Source organism: Myxacorys sp., assembly GCF_059501405.1.
In genome coordinates, this window is the sequence record NZ_JCACCM010000195.1 from 61,833 (window position 1) to 81,273 (window position 19,441).

Sequence of the window (19,441 nt, forward strand, 5' to 3'; positions counted from 1 at the left end):
CGCGAGCACAGTCAGGGAATTCTTGAGAAGAATAAAATTGCCGATTCACCCACAGTATGAGCATTCGCAGACGGGCTTTCCTTCAGGCTGGTGCAGGCACACTGCTTGCCTCGCTCGCACATGGATGTGTGCAGCAATCTCAGAGTAGCCCAACGATCGCGATCAGCGATACGCTCCTCAACCAAATCAAGCGACGAGGCCACTTACTGGTTGCCACCGAAGATGATTATCCTTGAGTTCCTCGTCAACGGCAAGCCGACGGGATTTGACCATGAATTGCTCGATCGCCTCAGAAAGCGGGTTCCGTTTGAAATTCGTCAAGAAATTTTGCCTTGGCAAGGCATTTTGCCAGGCGTAGCAGAGGGAAAATATGATGTCGCGCTGACAGCAGTAGGCATTACTGATGAACGGGCAAAGACTTTGGATTTCACGATGTCGTTTGCAGAATCAACGATCACGTATGTCAAGCGCAAAGACGATGCCTCCATTAACACCCTAAAGATTTGGCTGACAAAGCGCTAGGAGTACAGCAGGGCGGCGTTTCATTTGCAGCGGTGCCGGATCTTGAAGCCGTACTAAAAAAGGCGGCAAGCTTGGCTCGATGAAACAGTATCGCAAGTTTACTGAGGCGTATCAAGATTTACTCAATCAGCCTCTGGATGTCGATATCCATGAAGGCATTGACAGTACTTTGCTCATCTTGCAACACCGCCTCAAAGCAACCTCAAGTCGCCCGGAAGTACAGATTATTCGAGAATACGGCGAACTTCCACGAGTGGAATGCTATGCAGGGCAACTGAATCAAGTGTTTATGAATATTTTGAGCAATGCGATTGATGCTTTAGAGGAAGCGTCTCCCTCAGCGTATGATGCGTTAGAAGAAGAGGCGCAGGATTCAGAGTGCTCACTGCTAATGATTCGGATCACCACTCAATGCTAGGGACTCGATCGCATCCGAATTTGCATTGCAGACAACGGAAACGGTATGTCTACAGCAGTGCAGCAACGCATTTTTGCTCCGTTCTTTACGACAAAAGAAGTCGGTAAAGGCACGGGGATGGGGATGTCGATTAGCTATCAAATTGTGGCTGAGAAGCACCAGGGATCGATGTGGTGTGAATTGACACCAGGACAAGGTGCTGCATTTTGGATTGAAATCCCGATTCGCGCTCTGCGTAACTTTGGAGGAACTGCACCCACTACAGCTTTAGCGGCATAAAAAACGGATGAGACGTTTGTCTCATCCGCGACTAATCTTGCTAAATTACGAGATTAAGCTTCGTCGAGCGCTGCAATTCCAGGTAGTTCTTTGCCTTCTAGCAGTTCTAAACTCGCACCACCACCGGTTGAAATGTGGCTCATTTGGTCTGCCAGGCCGACTTTCTCAACAGCAGCTACCGAGTCACCACCGCCAATGATCGTGATCGTTCCTTTGGGAGTCAATTCGGCAAGGGTGCGTGCGATAGCTTCCGTACCAGCCGCAAATTTATCAAATTCAAATACTCCCATCGGACCATTCCAAATCACCGACTTGCACTGAGACAGCGCTTGCTGGAAGGTCTTCACGGAGTCAGGCCCAATATCCAACCCCATCCAGCCGTCAGGAATATTCTCGACGCTAACCGTTTGAGCATTTGCATCGGGTGCAAAATTATCGGCAACGACAACATCCGTCGGCAGCAGCAAATCAACGCCTTTTTCTTTTGCTTTGGCTTCCAGTGCCCGTGCCAAGTCGAGTTTATCTTCTTCAACCAACGACTTACCGACGTTTAGGCCGCGTGCTTTGTAGAAGGTGAACACCATGCCACCGCCAATTAGCAGCTTATCAACTTTATCGAGCAGGGTTTCGATCACGGTGATTTTGCTAGAAACCTTAGAACCGCCGACGATCGCCGCTAACGGACGCTGAGGATTCTCGATCGCGCTCTGGAGATATTCCAATTCTTTCTCAATCAGCAATCCTGCAACAGAGGGCTTTAGAAACTTGGTTACGCCTTCTGTGGACGCATGAGCGCGGTGAGCGGTTCCAAAGGCATCGTTCACGTATAAATCCGCGATCGACGCGAGCTTTTGGGCAAATTCGGGATCGTTTTTTTCCTCTTCTTTGTAGAAGCGGACGTTCTCTAGCAGAACGACATCACCGGGCTGCATCGCGTCTACGGCGGCAGTCACTTCATCCCCAATACAGTCATTGCACTTGGTTACGGGCTTGCCCAATACCTCAGATAGCCGATTGCTAACGGGCGTCAAACGGTACTTGTCTTCAGGACCATTTTTCGGACGCCCAAAGTGACTGCTCAAAATCACCTTTGCGCCTTTCGAGGTCAACGCTTGGATGGTTGGCAGCGCTGCCCGAATGCGCGTATCGTCGGTGATATTGCCTTGCTCATCTAACGGCACGTTAAAATCAGCCCGCACCAGCACGCGCTTTCCTTGCAAATCAGAGGACGATAGATTGTTAACAGTCTTTTTGGGCACGATACTACTCCTAGAATGAGTCTTTCTACCTACGTCTTAAATTTTCTCATTAATTGCCCCTCTGCGATCGCCCAATCCGCTCATCCTGTTGTAAGTTCAGAAAGATAAGACCTTACTGAACTATTTGTCCTACCCAAACCAAATCCATGTTTAAAACAGTTTTGTTTCCCATCGACCAAAGCCGTGAATCTCGCCAAGCAGCTGAAAAAGTCGCAGAAATTGTGCAGTTTCACAAGAGCCGTCTTATCATTGTGTCTGTCGTTGAGGCTTCGGCAGCCGCAGAAATTCCGACCGATACGATGGCGTCACCCGATGCGGTCGCCAAACTTTTAGAAAACGCAAAATCATTATTCTCTCAACAAGGCATCGAGGCAGAAACCATCGAACGAGAAGGAAATCCTGCGTTTACAATTTGCGATGTTGCCGATGAGACCGAAGCCGATCTGATCGTCATGGGCTGTCGCGGACTCGGACTCACCGAAGAAGTCTCTGAAAGTGTCACGAATCGAGTGATTAGCCTTTCACCCTGTCCGGTGCTAGTTGTGCCATAGCGATTAGCCGCCTCGTACGCCTGGGAATGCTTGAAAACAACCATTCCCCGCTTAAACGCGCTAACACTATGCCTCACGCAGGAAGAAATGTTCGGTTGTTAGCATTCCACCGCCGTACAAAGGCTATATCGCTGCTTGGCACGTCAGTGGCACTCATTGCTTTGCCATTCGTTGCAACATCTTTTGCGAGAAACTTGTTGTTCTTACCGTCTACTAAGTTTACGTTGCCAATTCATGTGTACTTGGCTTGCTTCTTGTTTGCTGTACTGGTATTAATTCAGGCTCAGTACTGGTGGAAACGAGCAAATCATGCTGACCAAGGAGCATTGGCAGAGGAAGAAATTGCAGCAATGCTTGATCCTCTGAAAGATTTAGGCTGGCACATTGAGTATGGTATTAGCGATCGCAGAGTAGGCGATATTGACATCTTTTTGTTCTCGCCAAAAAAACGCGCTTACACCATTGATGTGAAGTCTCACAGAGGTAAAGTCTGTTGGAATGGTAGAAAACTGTATCGGCAGTATGGGCGCTCCCAAATTCCTTTTGAGAAAGATTTCTTAAAGCAAGCAAAGCGTCAAGCCGTTGTCATGAAGCAGAACAGAGACTCTAAATTTGTTACACCTCTTGTAGTTTTCTCAGGTGCAACCGTTTTAGATATCTCTAACCCTGTTCAGGGAGTGTACGTTATAGGAAGAGAAAAACTTTTATCCTGCTTACAGTCGCTAGGATAGAAGCTTCTCAGCCCAAATCAATATTTTGCATTCATGTCCTCTCCTCCCATCCAGTGGTATCCCGGTCACATTGCCAAAGCAGAAAAGTCCCTGCTTGAGCAGCTAAAGCGCGTTGATGTGGTTTTGGAAGTTCGCGACGCTCGCATTCCTGAGGCAACTCATCATCCTCAGATTGAGCAGTGGCTTGGCAGCAAGGGGCGTGTGTTGGTTCTCAATCGGATGGACATGATCTCATCGTCTGCTAAAGAGCGATGGACAGAGTGGTTTCAGCAGCAGGGACAAGAGCCCTACTTCACCGATGCTCAGCACGGAAAAGCGATCGATGCCGTTTCTAAAGCCGTTCAAATCGCAGGCGCTCAGGTGAACGAACGCAGGCGCGATCGCGGGATGCTGCCTCGACCGATCCGTACGGTTGTGATCGGATTTCCAAACGTGGGTAAATCGGCGTTGATTAATCGATTACTCAAACGCAAAGTCGTCGAAAGTGCCCGTCGAGCGGGGGTGACTCGCCAGTTACGCTGGGTAAGAATTTCTGAGCAAATTGATCTTTTAGATGCTCCCGGCGTCCTTCCGAACAAGCTCACCGATCAAAATGCAGCGATTAAATTAGCCATTTGTGATGATATTGGCGAAGCTGGATATGACAATCAGCGCGTCGCGGCCGCGTTCATCGATCTGCTGAATGGTTTGCAGGTTAAACAAGCCTTACAAGAACGATATTCGTTAGCCTTAGAGGATTTGAGTGGAGAAAGCTACTTGCGATCGCTCGCTGATCGAACCTATCAGGGGGACATCGAACGCACAGCGAGGCAAATTTTGACCGATTTTCGCAAAGGTAATTTAGGCGCGATCGCACTAGAATATCCTCCAGTGGAATAAGCAGTATTACTTCACTCGAAATTCGGTATTTGCAACATTTGCTAATCTCCAGAGCGCTCTTTGTTGGAGGCACTTTTTACGGTAATTTGCTACACCTTCTTGACGGTGTAATGATTGTAAGAAAATGGAACCCGCTGATCTTTCTGAAACTTTTAGTTTAATTGTTGCCGACAAGAAGCAAGTCACTTAACACGTCAAAAAGCCATGTTTTAAGTTGAAATGTATTGACTGTTACTTGCCTTCTCTAGGCAGTTCCGCCTAAATTTTTAAGGCTAAGTTTGTCAAATTTAAACGCACTTTCTACGGATATTTAAACAAACAAAAATTTCTTCTTCAGGTGAGGAACTTCTTAGTTTCTTTTACGTCATACTCTTTAACCCTCTTGCGTCGTTAGGTTTCAGCCTTCAGCGTACCTATCACAAACTGTTTGAGGGGATACCGTTTCTCAGCTTAAATCGCTCTACCATTTTCAGACAGTTATTACTCTTTATTCTTTCTATACGCAACCGTTACGAGAGCGATTTAGAAACGAATAGTAAATGGGTTTGCTCAATGACCTGCTGAGACAGCGATGTTATAGGTAAACAGTCTTTCTTAATGCACTTGGGGTGTGGCTATGGCTCTAATTCGTGATGTTGTTCAACAAGCCCTTGCGACTGGAGTTCTGACGGTTGAAGCCGAGAATCTGCTCCGGCAACTGTTGAGTATGAAATATGAGCAAGAGGATTTCCGAGCATTTATGACATTGCAGCGAGCAGCAATGTCAGGATCGGTCAAGCAAGAATCTCGCTTGTGTCGCGGCTAGAGATCTGGGGGTCGAGGTTAAGAATATTAGAGAGTTATACCCGAAAAGGGGCGTTCTACCCAATAATTCTTGATGCCTGTCGCCCAGAAAACCGTCAGAACACCACTTTCTGTGGCAATCTGAAAGACAGTAACAAATGTTGATCTTCTCTTTCATATTGTCAAAAGTTTAATTCGCGCATATGCAAACTTTGCCGAGTCCTACTGCTACCCCTTCAAGCCAATATTCGACCGATCCTGCCATTCAGCGTCGCAAAACTCGTCCTGTTCCGGTCGGCAGCATCACGATTGGAGGCGGATATCCCGTCGCGGTGCAATCCATGATTAATGAAGACACGCTAGATATTGATGGATCTGTAGCGGCAATTCGTCGCCTACACGAAATTGGCTGCGAAATTGTTCGAGTGACTGTGCCCAGCATGGCGCATGCCAAGGCGATGGAAGAGATTCGCGATCGTTTACACAAAACCTACAAGCCGGTTCCATTAGTGGCGGATGTCCACCACAACGGCATGAAGATTGCCCTAGAAGTGGCAAACTATGTCGATAATGTGCGCATCAATCCGGGGCTGTATGTATTTGAAAAGCCAAAGAGCGATCGCACGGAATATACCCCAGCAGAATTTGATGAAATTGGTGAGAAGATCCGCGACACCCTCAAACCTCTGGTGATTTCGCTGCGCGATCAAAACAAGTCGATGCGGATTGGCGTCAATCATGGGTCTCTCTCAGAACGGATGCTCTTCACCTACGGCGACACTCCTGAAGGCATGGTGGAATCGGCATTAGAGTTTATCCAAATTTGCGAGTCGTTAGAGTTCTACAACATTGAACTGTCGCTCAAAGCTTCTAGAGTCCCCGTCATGATCGCAGCCAACCGCCTCATGGTGAAGCGTATGGACGAACTTGGAATGGACTACCCAATTCATCTAGGTGTCACCGAAGCGGGAGACGGCGAATACGGGCGGATCAAATCGACTGCAGGCATTGGAACGCTTTTAGCAGAAGGAATCGGCGATACGCTTCGTGTGTCGCTGACTGAAGCTCCAGAAAAAGAAATTCCGGTGTGCTACGGAATTTTGCAAGCTCTTGGGCTCCGTAAAACCATGGTGGAGTATGTAGCATGTCCTTCCTGCGGACGCACCTTGTTTAACCTAGAAGAGGTGCTGCACAAAGTCAGAACTGCCACTCAACACTTGACTGGCTTGGACATTGCGGTGATGGGATGCATTGTCAATGGTCCTGGAGAAATGGCGGATGCAGACTACGGTTACGTTGGTAAGCAAGCAGGTTACATTTCGTTATACCGGGGTCGAAACGAGATCAAGAAAGTGCCTGAAGCCCACGGTGTGGAAGAGCTAATCAACCTCATTAAATCTGACGGGCGGTGGATTGATCCTTAAAACTTAAGCATATTTATTGCGGATTGCCTCAGTTTGCTGTGTTAGATTGAGCATAATCTTTTCAGTCACTTTCTAAGCATTGAGCCATATGACCATGACGAAACGAGCGCTTGTCTTAGGTGCTACGGCAGTCGCCGTTACTGGTATCACCATCACGGGGGCTGGAATTCTCAACAAAGGGCAAGCGTTCTTTCGGGAGAGTCCGAAGGAAATCGTGGATGAAGTGTGGCAGGTTATCGATCGCAATTACGTCGATCCCACCTTTAATCAAATCGATTGGAAGGCGACGCGCAGCCAATATCTCAATCGCAATTATGCCAACAAAGAAGAGGCATACAAAGCGATTCGAGAAATGCTGAAAAAGTTGGGTGATCCTTACACCCGCTTTATGGATCCAGCAGAATTTAAGAATATGCAGATCGATACGTCCGGAGAACTAACGGGCGTCGGAATTCAGCTTGCTGCCGATGAAAAGACAAAGAAACTGACCGTCATTGCGCCGATCGAAGGCAGTCCAGCCTCATCTGCTGGGGTATTAGCAAAAGATATCATTACCCAAATTGACGGCAAGAGTACCGAAGGCATGGACGTGAATAAAGCCGTCACCTTGATTCGAGGTCCCGTAGGAACCGAGGTGAAGCTGACCGTTCTTCGGGGTAACCAGTCGCTCGATTTTCCGCTCAAGCGAGCCAAGATTGAAATTCACCCGGTGCGTTACAGCACCAAAACGTCTCCGACCGGAAATGTTGGCTACATTCGTCTCGTGCAGTTTAGCGCCAATGCGGCCGCTGAGATGCGGGACGCTATTCAGAACCTGGAGAAGCAAGGCGTTTCTGGCTATATTCTAGATTTACGCTCTAATCCAGGTGGTCTTCTCTATGCCAGCGTTGACATTGCGCGGATGTGGATTCCAAATGGGGGCATTGTATCAACGGTTGATCGGCAAGGTGTGTCTGATAAGGAGACCGCCAACAATCGTGCCTTGACCACGAAACCATTGGTTGTTTTGGTAGATGGTGGCTCTGCAAGCGCGAGTGAAATTCTCTCCGGCGCATTACAAGACAATCGCCGTGCCACGATCGTTGGAACCAAAACCTTTGGAAAAGGCCTGGTTCAATCGGTACGAGGCTTGGGAGACGGATCGGGGCTAGCGGTGACCATCTCGAAATATCTCACACCAAAGGGTCGAGATATCAACAAACACGGCATCGATCCAGATGTGGTGTTTGACTTGAATGATCAGCAGCGCCAGGCTTTGGTTCGTGATCGCGACAAGATTGGCACTCCCGAAGATCCGCAGTATGCCAAAGCGCTGCAAGTGTTAAACCAGCGCATTTCTGGCAAAGATATCACTCGCGCTGGCTCAAAGTAATCTCAGCTAGGCTGGCATTTTCCAGCCCGAATTAAACCAACGCGACGTGCGATCGCTTCACCCTCTGAATTAAACGGACCCCAGCGTTCCGTTTTCTCAGAGGGTTTTTCATGAGTTTCCTCCACCTCATGGGTGGAAAGAATTTGGCAATGTCCCTCTGGTTGTTTCACCACATACCACCCGTCTGCCTGGCTCATGCTTTAAGTTCTCCTTGCGATCTCTTTTCTTGATACTGGCACCCGCGTTTCGGGAAAGCTGATTAAAAGCTAGAAGTCTACTGTCGATCTGTCAAGCGCTTGTTGCCAGACCCTTGGTAAGAAGACAGTTTAGACGATAGCAGCATCTAGCCTCCACTGAATTGACCGACGCCCGACTCCTCCCAGATTGATCGCACCAAACTCCCACAGGATACCTTTCCCCTTCAGAGTTCTTTACCGCACCAGGATATGACACCAGAAACACAGCGTCCGTCCATTACGCCTCCTCCCGCTCCTCGTGTGCCGCCCGCACCGCCACCCCCTCTGCGGAATTCTAGTAGTGCAATGACAGACGTAATTAGCGCTCCGCGTCCGTCTGAAGAAGCCGCTTCGCAGCCATTTACTGGACTCGTCGCTCCTGTCAGTAAAATGAGTGCAGCAACCCAAACTCTAGCCACACCGGGTGCGTCGCCCGTTTCTGCAAATCCTACCGTCGCGATGCCAACGCCTGCAATTAGTGCAAACCCTAGTTCCGCAGAGGCGACTTCAACTACGAGTGTGATTTCATCTCCACCTCCTTCCACACCCGACATCTCCAATGGAGCAACGCCCCCTCCTATCATGGGACATCGTCCTACTGCACCACCTACAGTTCCTAGTACAGCGCGACGTTCTTCCAATGGGTCTCCAACCTTAGAGCAACTCATTAAAGTTGCGTTCGATAAAGGCTTTTCAGATATTCATGTGGGAGTGGGTGAAGTGCCTCGCTTCCGCAATCGTGGTGAAATTGAAGCGACAGACTATCCTGTGACCGATCACGAAACCTTCATGAGTTGGTTACGCGAAGTGTTGAGCGAAGCGGAGATTAAACAGTACCAAGAAACGCTCGATTTTGACGGCGCGACTCAATACGAATTCGCGCGGGTCCGAATCAATATTTTTGACTCGTTGCACGGCGGGGCAATGGTCATGCGGTTGATTCCGCTTAAGATTTTGACGATGGAGCAGCTAAACTTGCCTCCTGTCTTCAAAGATGTATGTCACTATCACAAAGGCTTAATTTTGGTGACGGGTCCTACAGGATCAGGTAAATCGACTACGATGGCGGCAATGATGGACTACATCAACAAAGAGATGCCAAAGAACATCATTACGATCGAAGACCCGATTGAATTTATCCATAAGAGTCAAAAATCGTTGATTAAGCACCGCGAAGTCGGTGTGCATACTCACAAGTTCGACAATGCGCTGAAAGCCGCACTGCGGGAAGATCCAGATATTATCCTCATTGGTGAAATGCGCGACAAGGAGACCGTCAACACGGCTCTGAAGGCAGCTCAAACGGGACACTTAGTGATGGGAACGCTGCACACCAATAGCGCGGTGAAAACCATTGAGCGGGTTCTGAGCTTGTTCAAACCAGAGGAACAGCCTCCGATGCGGGTGGCACTGGCAGAATCGTTGGTGACTGTCATTGCGCAGGGACTGTGCCGCACGACGGATGGTAAACGGGCAGCGTTCCACGACATTATGATTAACACTGACGCAATTAGAGACTACATCCGTAAGGGAGAATTAGATGAAATTGAGGCAATTATGCCAAAATGCGGTTTCGACGGCATGTGTACGATGAACCAATCGCTCTACAAGCTGTACGAAGAAGGCCGGATTACGGAGGAAGTTGCGTTAGAGATGTCGCCGAAGCAGAACGAAATGGCTCAAATGCTACGGGGACGAGTGTAGGCTACTGGTTCGCCTTTAAAAGAACAAAGGGAGGACTGGTGAAAGTCCTCCCTTTGTTTGTTATTCGCTCTTATTCGCAAACTTCATTTGGAACTAAAGATTAGAGAGTTCCACCTGCAGCTTGCAATCGCGCCCGTGCCTTTTTCAGAGCTTGAGCAGCTTGCAATTGCTCTTGCTTAGAGTTACCTTGCTCAGCTTTTGCAAGCGCCGCTTCTGCTTCGGCGTAGGCCGTCTTAGCGGTATCACGATCGATCGTGTCACCGCGCTCTGCCCCATTGACCAAAATCGTCACTTCGTTGCTTTCAACTTCAGCAAAGCCACCCGTTAGCGCGATCGGAACCCAAGTTTTATCTGCCCGAACTCGCATGACCCCAGTATCGAGAGCCGTTAGCAACGGCGCGTGCCCTGCCAAAATTCCCAGTTGCCCAGTTGTACTAGGCAAAATCACTTCATCAGCAGTAGAATCCCAGACAGTTTTATCTGGAGCAATAACCCGAACAGTTAACGGCATAATCTTCAGTCAGAAGTAAACGATCACAACCCACAACTTAGGATCAGGAGGAGTAGAATCAGTTTCATCGATCCTCTCTCCTCCCTCGTCCTTTACTTAGCCTCTGCCTTCATCTTGTCGGCTTTCGCGATCGCTTCATCGATATCGCCTACTAGGTAGAACGCTTGCTCTGGCAACTCATCGAGTTCGCCTGCCAGAATCCGCTTGAAGCCTTCGATCGTTTTGCCAAGCGTCACATACTTGCCTGGAGATCCGGTAAAGACTTCTGCCACAAAGAAGGGTTGAGACAAGAAGCGCTCGATCTTACGGGCGCGAGACACGGTCAAGCGATCTTCTTCCGACAATTCATCGAGACCCAAGATAGCGATGATGTCCTGAAGCTCTTTGTAGCGCTGGAGGGTGGACTGCACGTTGCGAGCCGTATCGTAATGATCATCACCCACGATCGCTGGCTGCAACATGGTCGAACTTGAATCTAGCGGATCGACCGCTGGATAAATCCCTTTAGAGGCAAGACCACGAGATAGAACGGTGGTTCCGTCTAGGTGGGCAAAGGTGATTGCAGGGGCAGGATCAGTCAAGTCATCCGCTGGAACATAAACGGCTTGAATCGACGTGATCGAACCTTCGGTCGTCGAGGTAATCCGCTCTTGTAAGTCACCTACGTCAGTACCTAGGGTTGGCTGATATCCTACTGCAGATGGCATCCGTCCAAGCAGTGCAGATACTTCTGAACCCGCTTGCACAAATCGGAAGATGTTATCCACAAACAGCAAAACGTCTTGCTTGTTAACATCCCGGAAATACTCTGCCATTGTCAGACCTGACAGACCAACGCGCATTCTTGCTCCGGGCGGCTCATTCATCTGACCGTACACTAGCGCAATCTTAGAATCATTAAGGTTATCTTTCTTGATAACGCCAGACTCAATCATCTCGTTGTAGAGGTCATTTCCTTCACGGGTGCGCTCACCCACACCGGCGAACACTGATACCCCACCGTGCTTAGTCGCAATGTTGTTGATTAGTTCCATCATAATGACGGTCTTACCAACGCCTGCACCGCCAAATAGCCCAATCTTTCCACCGCGCCGGTAGGGAGTTAGCAGGTCAATCACCTTAATGCCAGTCTCGAATACGGAAGGCTTGGTTTCCAGCTCGGTCAGCTTTGGAGCATCGCGGTGAATTGGAGAAGTTTCAGTATTGTTAACGGGACCTCGGTTGTCTACAGGTTCTCCCAAGACGTTGAAGATCCGACCCAGGGTGGCAGTTCCGACCGGAACGCTAATGGGAGCGCCTGTGTCTTGGACTTCTGTGCCGCGCACCAAGCCGTCTGTGGAACTCATAGCAACAGCACGGACTTGATTATCACCGAGAAGCTGCTGCACCTCACAGGTCACAGAAACGTCTTGACCCGCATCAGTTTTAGTTGTGATCTTCAGGGCGTTATAAATCTGTGGCATTTTGCCGTCAGGAAATCGAACGTCCAGAACCGGACCGATGATTTGCGTGATATGACCGATAGTTGTTTTTTCTGCGGTGGTGACCATGCTTACGCCCTACTGTGGTTCAGCTATTTCAAATACGATTTTGTGCGTTAATCGCCAATTCTCAGCTTATCACCGAGGGGTTACAGTTGATTAAGCAATTTTTCCTACCGGTGTGATTTCTGGAAAAGCTTTTAGCGGGTCTGGCCCACCGTGAGTCAAGCGGACTTTATGCGCAGTAAGCCCTGGTTGTCTCGCGCTGTGGTTCGCAGATACAGCACATTGTAAAACTAATACATTAGTTGAAGGTGGAACTAATACATCAGTTAAAGAAAAGTATTTTGCTCTGAGTTCGGGATAAGAGAAGAGCAGAGGCGAGCAGTTTCTGCCTTTATGAAAAACCCTCCGCTCTCTACTCTAGACATCTCTCTACCTCGAAAATATTAAGGTGTGAGTTAAGCAGATACTATTTAAGATATTGCTCTTACGATTTCACTAAGGGTGACTGCGATGGGGAAAGGTTAGAAGGACTGACGAATCCCTCTAAAGTGTCCTCCTGCGTAGACATTTTCCGACCTGATAAGTGAGCGTAGAGATGCATGATTTGATTGGCTTTGGCATTCCAGCTGTAATAAGTTACGGCGTGTTGATGAGAGGCTTGACCGTAAGCTGTGACCTGATTAGGATGAGTAACAAGGTTCTCTAGCTCGGCAGTGAACCGTTGCACTAGTTGATTTAAGTTTCCCATAGGCACTTTGACGCCACAATTAGGTTGTACCAAATCCGCTGGGCCGCCGTAATCTACAACCACAGGAGCCATACCACACGCCATTGCTTCGATGACAACGCCTGCCCCTAACTCGCGAATTGATGGAAAGGCAAAGATCTCAGAGTCGCGCATCATCTGCCCAACTTCCACCTGAGATTTGCGACCCACTAATTGCACACACTCTTCTAAGTGATGCTCAGCAATAATGTCCTCTAACCGCGATCGTTCAGGACCATCTCCAACGACAACGAGCCGATGCTCTCTTAGAAGCGGACTCGATGCAAACGTGCGGACAACCACTTCCGGCAGTTTGTAAGGAACGAGACGACCGACAAAGAGAATGGTCATCTGCTGCCGCTGTGGGCGGTTAGGAGCAGAAAATAAGTTTGGATCGATGCCTACTTCTGGAAAATTAATGACCTTTGAGCGATCACGGGTGGGCAAGTCTGCGATCGTATGGTCAAAGGCTGCCAAAATAGCCGCTGACTTTCGATATGTCCCTTGAACAAAGGGCAGATGGCGGTAGACCGCACGGACATAGCTTAACCATTCACCTTCTCTCCGAAGTTCTGCTTGAAACTGCTTAGGCCAAGGCAATCCACCATTGAGAGGGCCTAAAACAAACGGAACAGGACTTAAAGTTGCTATAAGGCTAGGCTGCGTCGGCGACATCGGAGTTAATCGATGGACAACATCAAACTCATAATTTTTTAACTGATGTTGAAACTGCTGCCAGACGGCCCACTCGAAATAGAGCGCATGAAAGTAATTCATTGCCGCGCTGGTTGTCCATCCGGTTTGATCGCCTCCTCGTAAGAACTTAGTGAACTTATAGAGGGGGGCTGCAAATTCTTCCGTGTCCAAATAAATTACTTTAGCCTTGCCGCAGCCGTCTCGCTCGATATTGAGTTTGTTGCGAATTTGCGTGACGAGTGTTACGTCTGCCTGCTCCGCGATCGCTCGTGCGAACTTGTAGCCAACCACAGGCAACGAAGGCCAATCCGGGTTGCAATCCTCAGCCAATATTAGGACTCGCATATAAATTCAACTTGCTCCACTTGTCTTCCAATTTCATTCGATCAAAGTCGTTCAACTGAGAACTCGTTTAACTGAGTAAAGTCCACAGGGATATCTACAAAGCTGGGGAAACTTTATCTAAGCTAGATATTTAAGAACACACGTTTAGGCAATGCGCAACTTTCTCTCTCCTCATCTCCCAACTTCTCCCACTGGCTAAGGGGAGCGCTTTTGCTCTCTATCCTTCACGGGAGAAGGGCTGGGGATCAGGGCGGCGCGAGGATTTCAAGTACGACGACAAACTTAAAGTTGCACATTGCTTATATTTTGCGCAGATTATGGTTTGCGCAGACACGATAGCCGCATAGCTATATCTAGAAAATCAAAGGAAAGGAGGATTCACATCCTCCTTATTGGATATTTAGTTTTTGTAAAGATTAGATGGGGTGACTAGTGGTTTTTGTAATTTGCAGATACATATTAGTGAAGATGCTTAAGTAGTTTCTACAGTAAATGCAAAAGTCACTTTTTCTACAGCTTGTCAACGTTTTTTATTAAGAATGTACTTACTATCGGAAAGGCTATTGCAAATTGCGTTAGCTTTCTACTCGTTAGATGGTTGTGCTCGTCTTTGATTCACTGAAACTCTATTAGCGCATCTCACTTGCTTAGGAGAAGCGAACAGTAGCACCCTTCTGGCTAGGTGATTACTCATGCTTTGTAGGTAATTATTCATGCTTTCTAAATTTAGAACTGCTAAAGACCTGGAGTAGAAAGCTACCAGCGATCAATTCAAGTAACCCATTTTAGACACTCTGTTCATTAATCATCAGGTGGTTCAATGAGAAGTCCTCGTGTTGTCATCGGCTTACCCGTTTACAACGGTCAAAACTATCTTCGTCATGCGATCGAGACAATCTTGGCGCAGACGTATACAGATTTTCAATTACTCATCAGCGATAATGCGTCTACAGATACGACTGAGGAGATCTGTCGTGAGTATGCGAAGCAAGATAGCCGCATCGTCTATCATCGCCAACAGCACAACATCGGGGGTGGACCTAACTACAATTATGTCTTTCAGGCTAGCGATGCTGATTACTTTAAGTGGCAAGCGCACGATGACACACTTGAGCCAGACTATTTGCGGCAGTGTGTAGAGTTGTTAGATCAAGACAATTCTCTTGCAATTGCTCACAGTCGATCGCTGGTCATCAACGAGACTGGTCAGTGTATTGGAACCTATGATGGCGAAATTCGGTTAAACGGTGCAACTCCGTCTGAGCGGTTTTGGAAAATTCTCTGGGCAGGCTACTTTACTGAAGTGTTTGGCCTCATGCGATCGCAGATGGTGAAACGAACTCAGCTACAGCGTAGCTTTGCAGGGTCAGACCGCAATTTTGTCGCAGACATGCTGTTACAAGGCAATGTGGGTTACGTTGAGAACTACCTATTCTCTCGCCGGGACCATGCAGAATGTTATTGCAAACTAAAGGACACCGCAACGAAGTTGGAGTGGTTTGATCCTAAAGTGAAGCGCAGTATGTCGAAGTTCACCGGATTGGTGAAGACGAAAACCTACTTAGATGCGATCGCGACTTTTCCGATGTCCCCGATTGAACGCGCTTGCTGTGTGCAGAAACTAGTGGAGTGGAGCCTGCGACGCGGCATTGAAAGCATCACAGGTTCAGGAGAGCAATTTGGCGATCGTTTCCGGCAAGAGTTTGCAGCCAGTCGTCAATGGGAATCGGATCTCGATATGGAGCGGGTTGTGTTGAATACTTCTGGCGGCTTCACTCCCGTTGGCTCAGTGCTCAGTGAAACAGAATCCTAACGTTTACTGCTGATCAATTTAGACCCTCATCTCATCATCTCCTCATCTCATCATCTAAAGTTGTCTACTCATCTCTAACCGCGCTTACCTCATTAAGCGCGGTTTTTCTAGTTAAATCATTTCAACCCCTTGCTTGGCGTTACTGTGAATAGCAGCTATGGCTGCTTAATGAGAATAATTGCTAAAAATAAACGTCAACGTTATTCTGCTAAAGGGGACATCTTTACTTAAGCCCACTGACTCGCGATCGTCATGTTTAATGATAAAAATTCAGAGAAATTTCCTTTAAATCGTCGTCAAGCGCTGAAGTGGGGACTAGTCGCAGGAGTTGGAGCCGTTGGATCGGCATTGGGAGTTGAAGCACTCAATCGTCGCTCATCGTCTCAAGTCATTATCCCTCCCGTGCAGAATACTTTGTCAAACGCAGCAGTAGCGAACCCGTTAGCGGTTTTGCGCGACTTTGACTATGGAACAGTCAAGCAAGAGAATGGACGCACGGTGCGAGAATTTCGGGTTGAAGCGCACACGTCGCCCATTCAACTCAACAAATCCACTACGTTTATCACCTGGAATCTAAACGGACGAGTTCCAGGACCAACCTTTCGAGCAACCGAGGGCGATCGCATTCGCGTCATTTTCTATAACCGGGCTGGGCATTCCCACTCACTACATTTTCACGGCGTACATCCCCCTGATATGGATGGGATTAAGCCTGTGCGCAATAATACGGTGATGATTTATGAGTTTGATGCAGAGCCGTATGGCGTTCATCTGTATCATTGCCATATTGCGCCTGTGACGAGGCATGTAGGCAAAGGACTCTATGGCATGTTTATTATTGACCCGCCAACGCCGCGTCCGCCTGCGGATGAAATGATCATGATTATGGCGGGCTATGACACGAACGAAGATCAGAAAAACGAACTCTACGCAATCAATGGCTTGCCCGATTACTACATGAATCACCCGATTCCGATTCAACAAAATCAGTTGATTCGGCTGTATATATTAAACCTAATTGAGTTTGATCCGGTCGTCACGTTCCATCTACACGCCAACATGTTTAAAGTATTTCGGACAGGACGCACCCTAGAACCAAGCGAAGAAACTGATGTGATCACGATGGGAACCGCAGAGCGGCACATTTTAGAATTCAGCTTCCGCTATCCTGGCAAATTTATGTTTCATCCGCACCAAGATGCGATCGCAGAAGCAGGGTGTATGGGACTGTTTGAGGTTGTTGGCAATGATAAAGCTTGAAGCAGGATGGGACTAACTCAATCAAATTATTGACAATCATTCCTATAAACCATCAGAATACTTGTGACTACTTGATGAGAAGCCTTTTCAGTAAGTAAATCTTTTTTCAGGTAAAAACATTCATAAGAATCTTGTTCTAACTCTCAAAATCCTGTTCAGTATCACACAATCACCATGTCTATCCTTCGGTTTATTGGTTATTTCTGCTCAGCGTTGAGCATAGCGATCCTGATTTCTTGTAGCAATCAGACCCCGAACACAACAACCTCGGCTCCAGCGGCTCAAAGTTCTACCCAAGCAAGTTCAGCGATGAATCACTCGATGAGTGGCGGTAGAAAAATCAACATTAACTCTGCCATTTTGTCAGAACTCGACAAATTAGAAGCAAAACTGGGTGTTCCAGCGCTGTCAAACAAGATTCAGGCAAGCCGACCTTATGGCAATGTCGAAGAACTGGTCGCAAAGAATGTTGTCACGCAGCCGCAGTTCGATCAGATCAAAGACATGGTGACGATCGAAGATATTCAGCTTGAAGGGGAAGCTAAGGATGTTGATTACATGACGAAGCTAGCCTTGATGAAAGGTCATTTGATAGTTGCCAAAGAATTGCTAGATCTACAAAAGCCTGATCAGGCTGAACCTCATATTGGGCATCCGGTTGAGGAAATTTACGCGGATGTAGAAGACCAACTCAATGAGCGCAAAGTGCAGGCATTTAAAGAGCCTTTGATTGCGCTGCAAGATGAGGTTAAAGCCGGGGCAAAAGATGCAGCCAAAGTTGGCACGGGCTTCAAGTCTTCCATGCAGTCAGTTGACACCGCGATCGCGGCCCTTCCTGAAACGCAACGCAACTCCCCTAGCTTTGTGCTGAAAACGATCAACGGATTGCTAGATACCGCTAACTCCGAGTATGGAGCCGCGATCGCCGATGGCAAAATCTCTCAGTTGATCGAATATCAAGACTCTCGCGGCTTTGTCACATATGCCAATGAACTCTACGATGGGATCTCGGTTCAAATGGCAAAGGAGCATCAGGATGCTCATAAGGAGATTGAAACCACGATGGCAACCTTGACAAAGACATGGCCCACGCCAACGGCTCCTGCCGCCCCAGTCAGTACCAGCGATGAGGTTTCCAAGATGGTGAAGACGATCGAAGCGAGTACTCAGAAAGTGACAAAGGCCTCGTAACCATTACAACAAATGAGATTTCCGAAGCCGCGTCTATACTAATCGCTGGTTTCGGGAATTCTGATTGCTGCCCTTTTTGAATGCCCCTCACGTAACCCTCGTATTAACGTACTTCACTATGGATTTTAGTTCAGCGTTACCCACCTTTGTGATTACTTTGCGGGAAGGGGTCGAAGCGGCGTTAGTCGTCGGAATCGTTCTGGCATATCTCAAAAAAGCGAAACAGCCTCATCTAAACTCCTGGGTTTACGGTGGGATCATCGTTGGACTCATTGCGAGTGCCTTGGTTGGCGTGTTGTTTGGATGGATGATTCAGAGCTTGGGATCAGCAAATCTTCCCTATGGCTCAGCGCTAGAGCCGCTGCTCGAAGGCGTCTTTAGTCTGCTTGCGATCGCGATGCTCAGTTGGATGCTGATTTGGATGACCAAGCACGCTCGTAGCCTAAAACAGGAGGTTGAAGGAGCCATTGGCTCAGCGTTGAGTCGGAATGCTAAAGCAGGCTGGGGCATTTTTGGGCTGATTTTCTTTGCGGTACTGCGAGAAGGATTTGAGACTGTCCTCTTTATTGTGGGCAAGTTTCAGCAAGGATTGATTCCCGCGATCGGTGCTTTGTCTGGAATCGCCGTATCTGCTGGAATTGGCGTCTTGCTGTTTAAGTGGGGCGTCAAGCTCAATTTGCGAAAATTTTTCTTAGTGATGGGCGTGCTGCTGCTGTTGATTGTGTCGGGTCTGGTTGTTACAGCATTGGGACACTTTGACACTGCCCTCAGTACAGTGGCACAAGTCGATCGGAAATCTCAGTCTTTGTGTTTCTTTTACGAACGGTTTGCCAAACCTCAAGACCGAGATTGCATTCTAGGCCCCATGGTTTGGAACTTTGCAAAAGTGCTGCCTGACGATCGGTTTCCAGGAGCAATCTTGAGCGCATTGTTTGGCTATACTCAGCGATTGTACGCGGTTCAAGCCATTGCTTATGTCGTTTTTCTAGTGACGATCGGTAGTATTTATTTTCAAACGCTTTCTGGACGGGCAATCTTCTCTCGCAAAGTCTCTCTTAAGGGAATTGAACCAAATTCCTCTAAATCTAAACAAACAACATAAGCGGGTTAGTGCAGAGAGCAATCCAAAGGAAGTGGATTTGCCAAGTTTTGTAAAATTACTAGGTTCTGTTGACCTTTCAGCGAAGTTCAATCAGCAAGGCTGTGAAATAAAC

The 19,441-nt window shown here is 48.0% G+C and carries 20 protein-coding genes; 15 read left to right on the top strand and 5 right to left on the bottom strand.

Annotated features, from left to right (window positions below):
* Window positions 1–56 precede the first annotated feature (56 nt).
* The 4 genes from AC5I6P_RS28210 to AC5I6P_RS28225 all read left to right on the top strand — a co-directional run bounded on the left by AC5I6P_RS28210 (window position 57) and on the right by AC5I6P_RS28225 (window position 1,219).
* Window positions 57–236 (top strand): hypothetical protein, encoded by a 180-nt coding sequence (locus AC5I6P_RS28210; RefSeq protein WP_495697106.1) that lies wholly within the window; start codon window positions 57–59, stop codon window positions 234–236.
* On the top strand, window positions 223–522 hold the full coding sequence (locus AC5I6P_RS28215) for a transporter substrate-binding domain-containing protein (RefSeq protein WP_495697107.1): 300 nt from the start codon (window positions 223–225) through the stop codon (window positions 520–522). The genes AC5I6P_RS28210 and AC5I6P_RS28215 overlap by 14 nt, the downstream gene beginning before the upstream one ends.
* 79 nt (window positions 523–601) lie before the next feature.
* Window positions 602–940, top strand: a complete 339-nt coding sequence (locus AC5I6P_RS28220) for a hypothetical protein (protein WP_495697108.1) — start codon at window positions 602–604, stop codon at window positions 938–940.
* Between the two features lie 18 nt (window positions 941–958).
* Window positions 959–1,219, top strand: a complete 261-nt coding sequence (locus AC5I6P_RS28225) for a sensor histidine kinase (RefSeq protein WP_495697125.1) — start codon at window positions 959–961, stop codon at window positions 1,217–1,219.
* Window positions 1,220–1,272: 53 nt separating this feature from the next.
* Here the strand turns inward: AC5I6P_RS28225 and AC5I6P_RS28230 are convergent, their stop codons facing one another.
* Entirely contained in the window at window positions 1,273–2,478 is a 1,206-nt protein-coding gene (locus tag AC5I6P_RS28230) for a phosphoglycerate kinase (RefSeq protein WP_495697109.1), read from the bottom strand.
* A gap of 146 nt (window positions 2,479–2,624) precedes the next feature.
* Between AC5I6P_RS28230 and AC5I6P_RS28235 the strand changes: the two genes are divergently transcribed.
* From AC5I6P_RS28235 to ctpC, 6 genes are all read left to right on the top strand, one after another.
* A complete protein-coding gene (locus AC5I6P_RS28235; RefSeq protein WP_495697110.1) occupies window positions 2,625–3,029 on the top strand; it encodes a universal stress protein in 405 nt (134 codons plus the stop codon).
* Window positions 3,030–3,097: 68 nt separating this feature from the next.
* Window positions 3,098–3,760, top strand: coding sequence for a nuclease-related domain-containing protein (locus AC5I6P_RS28240; RefSeq protein WP_495697111.1), 663 nt, complete (start codon window positions 3,098–3,100; stop codon window positions 3,758–3,760).
* Between the two features lie 33 nt (window positions 3,761–3,793).
* The gene (gene ylqF / locus AC5I6P_RS28245) at window positions 3,794–4,639 is read left to right on the top strand and encodes a ribosome biogenesis GTPase YlqF (protein ID WP_495697112.1); all 846 of its coding nucleotides are present in this window, start codon (window positions 3,794–3,796) and stop codon (window positions 4,637–4,639) included.
* A 616-nt stretch (window positions 4,640–5,255) separates the two neighbouring features.
* The gene (locus AC5I6P_RS28250; protein WP_495697113.1) at window positions 5,256–5,444 is read left to right on the top strand and encodes a hypothetical protein; all 189 of its coding nucleotides are present in this window, start codon (window positions 5,256–5,258) and stop codon (window positions 5,442–5,444) included.
* A gap of 181 nt (window positions 5,445–5,625) precedes the next feature.
* On the top strand, window positions 5,626–6,846 hold the full coding sequence (ispG, locus tag AC5I6P_RS28255) for a (E)-4-hydroxy-3-methylbut-2-enyl-diphosphate synthase (protein ID WP_495697114.1): 1,221 nt from the start codon (window positions 5,626–5,628) through the stop codon (window positions 6,844–6,846).
* A 94-nt stretch (window positions 6,847–6,940) separates the two neighbouring features.
* The gene (gene ctpC, locus AC5I6P_RS28260) at window positions 6,941–8,218 is read left to right on the top strand and encodes a carboxyl-terminal processing protease CtpC (RefSeq protein ID WP_495697115.1); all 1,278 of its coding nucleotides are present in this window, start codon (window positions 6,941–6,943) and stop codon (window positions 8,216–8,218) included.
* A 2-nt stretch (window positions 8,219–8,220) separates the two neighbouring features.
* Here ctpC and AC5I6P_RS28265 read toward each other — a convergent pair whose 3' ends face one another.
* Entirely contained in the window at window positions 8,221–8,415 is a 195-nt protein-coding gene (locus AC5I6P_RS28265) for a hypothetical protein (RefSeq protein WP_495697116.1), read from the bottom strand.
* Window positions 8,416–8,664: 249 nt separating this feature from the next.
* Here AC5I6P_RS28265 and AC5I6P_RS28270 point away from each other — a divergent pair, with 249 nt between their 5' ends.
* The gene (locus AC5I6P_RS28270; RefSeq protein WP_495697117.1) at window positions 8,665–10,158 is read left to right on the top strand and encodes a type IV pilus twitching motility protein PilT; all 1,494 of its coding nucleotides are present in this window, start codon (window positions 8,665–8,667) and stop codon (window positions 10,156–10,158) included.
* A 100-nt stretch (window positions 10,159–10,258) separates the two neighbouring features.
* Here AC5I6P_RS28270 and atpC read toward each other — a convergent pair whose 3' ends face one another.
* The 3 genes from atpC to AC5I6P_RS28285 all read right to left on the bottom strand — a co-directional run bounded on the left by atpC (window position 10,259) and on the right by AC5I6P_RS28285 (window position 13,963).
* Entirely contained in the window at window positions 10,259–10,669 is a 411-nt protein-coding gene (atpC, locus tag AC5I6P_RS28275; RefSeq protein WP_495697118.1) for an ATP synthase F1 subunit epsilon, read from the bottom strand.
* A 92-nt stretch (window positions 10,670–10,761) separates the two neighbouring features.
* Window positions 10,762–12,219: a F0F1 ATP synthase subunit beta gene (gene atpD, locus AC5I6P_RS28280; RefSeq protein ID WP_495697119.1), complete on the bottom strand. Its 1,458-nt coding sequence runs from the start codon at window positions 12,217–12,219 to the stop codon at window positions 10,762–10,764.
* Window positions 12,220–12,640: 421 nt separating this feature from the next.
* Window positions 12,641–13,963, bottom strand: coding sequence for a glycosyltransferase family 4 protein (locus tag AC5I6P_RS28285; protein WP_495697120.1), 1,323 nt, complete (start codon window positions 13,961–13,963; stop codon window positions 12,641–12,643).
* Window positions 13,964–14,783: 820 nt separating this feature from the next.
* On the opposite strand from AC5I6P_RS28285, the gene AC5I6P_RS28290 reads away from it, so the two are divergent.
* The 4 genes from AC5I6P_RS28290 (at window position 14,784) to AC5I6P_RS28305 (ending at window position 19,329) form a co-directional block, all read left to right on the top strand.
* A complete protein-coding gene (locus AC5I6P_RS28290; protein ID WP_495697121.1) occupies window positions 14,784–15,776 on the top strand; it encodes a glycosyltransferase family 2 protein in 993 nt (330 codons plus the stop codon).
* 252 nt (window positions 15,777–16,028) lie between these two features.
* A complete protein-coding gene (locus AC5I6P_RS28295) occupies window positions 16,029–17,036 on the top strand; it encodes a multicopper oxidase domain-containing protein (protein ID WP_495697122.1) in 1,008 nt (335 codons plus the stop codon).
* 174 nt (window positions 17,037–17,210) lie between these two features.
* A complete protein-coding gene (locus tag AC5I6P_RS28300) occupies window positions 17,211–18,227 on the top strand; it encodes a 4-helix bundle domain-containing protein (protein WP_495697123.1) in 1,017 nt (338 codons plus the stop codon).
* 118 nt (window positions 18,228–18,345) lie between these two features.
* A complete protein-coding gene (locus AC5I6P_RS28305; RefSeq protein WP_495697124.1) occupies window positions 18,346–19,329 on the top strand; it encodes an FTR1 family iron permease in 984 nt (327 codons plus the stop codon).
* The last annotated feature ends 112 nt before the right edge of the window (window positions 19,330–19,441 follow it).

Excerpts from the sequence above, each read along its gene's own strand:
- AC5I6P_RS28215 (WP_495697107.1), top strand. The coding sequence starts at position 223 with ATGATTATCCTTGAGTTCCTCGTCAACGGCAAGCCGACGGGATTTGAC.
- AC5I6P_RS28290 (WP_495697121.1), top strand. The coding sequence starts at position 14,784 with ATGAGAAGTCCTCGTGTTGTCATCGGCTTACCCGTTTACAACGGTCAA.
- AC5I6P_RS28220 (WP_495697108.1), top strand. The coding sequence starts at position 602 with ATGAAACAGTATCGCAAGTTTACTGAGGCGTATCAAGATTTACTCAAT.
- AC5I6P_RS28235 (WP_495697110.1), top strand. The coding sequence starts at position 2,625 with ATGTTTAAAACAGTTTTGTTTCCCATCGACCAAAGCCGTGAATCTCGC.
- AC5I6P_RS28300 (WP_495697123.1), top strand. The coding sequence starts at position 17,211 with ATGTCTATCCTTCGGTTTATTGGTTATTTCTGCTCAGCGTTGAGCATA.
- AC5I6P_RS28295 (WP_495697122.1), top strand. The coding sequence starts at position 16,029 with ATGTTTAATGATAAAAATTCAGAGAAATTTCCTTTAAATCGTCGTCAA.
- atpD (WP_495697119.1), bottom strand. The coding sequence starts at position 12,219 with ATGGTCACCACCGCAGAAAAAACAACTATCGGTCATATCACGCAAATC.
- ispG (WP_495697114.1), top strand. The coding sequence starts at position 5,626 with ATGCAAACTTTGCCGAGTCCTACTGCTACCCCTTCAAGCCAATATTCG.
- AC5I6P_RS28250 (WP_495697113.1), top strand. The coding sequence starts at position 5,256 with ATGGCTCTAATTCGTGATGTTGTTCAACAAGCCCTTGCGACTGGAGTT.
- atpC (WP_495697118.1), bottom strand. The coding sequence starts at position 10,669 with ATGCCGTTAACTGTTCGGGTTATTGCTCCAGATAAAACTGTCTGGGAT.
- AC5I6P_RS28285 (WP_495697120.1), bottom strand. The coding sequence starts at position 13,963 with ATGCGAGTCCTAATATTGGCTGAGGATTGCAACCCGGATTGGCCTTCG.
- ylqF (WP_495697112.1), top strand. The coding sequence starts at position 3,794 with ATGTCCTCTCCTCCCATCCAGTGGTATCCCGGTCACATTGCCAAAGCA.
- AC5I6P_RS28265 (WP_495697116.1), bottom strand. The coding sequence starts at position 8,415 with ATGAGCCAGGCAGACGGGTGGTATGTGGTGAAACAACCAGAGGGACAT.
- AC5I6P_RS28270 (WP_495697117.1), top strand. The coding sequence starts at position 8,665 with ATGACACCAGAAACACAGCGTCCGTCCATTACGCCTCCTCCCGCTCCT.
- AC5I6P_RS28210 (WP_495697106.1), top strand. The coding sequence starts at position 57 with ATGAGCATTCGCAGACGGGCTTTCCTTCAGGCTGGTGCAGGCACACTG.
- AC5I6P_RS28240 (WP_495697111.1), top strand. The coding sequence starts at position 3,098 with ATGCCTCACGCAGGAAGAAATGTTCGGTTGTTAGCATTCCACCGCCGT.
- AC5I6P_RS28305 (WP_495697124.1), top strand. The coding sequence starts at position 18,346 with ATGGATTTTAGTTCAGCGTTACCCACCTTTGTGATTACTTTGCGGGAA.
- ctpC (WP_495697115.1), top strand. The coding sequence starts at position 6,941 with ATGACGAAACGAGCGCTTGTCTTAGGTGCTACGGCAGTCGCCGTTACT.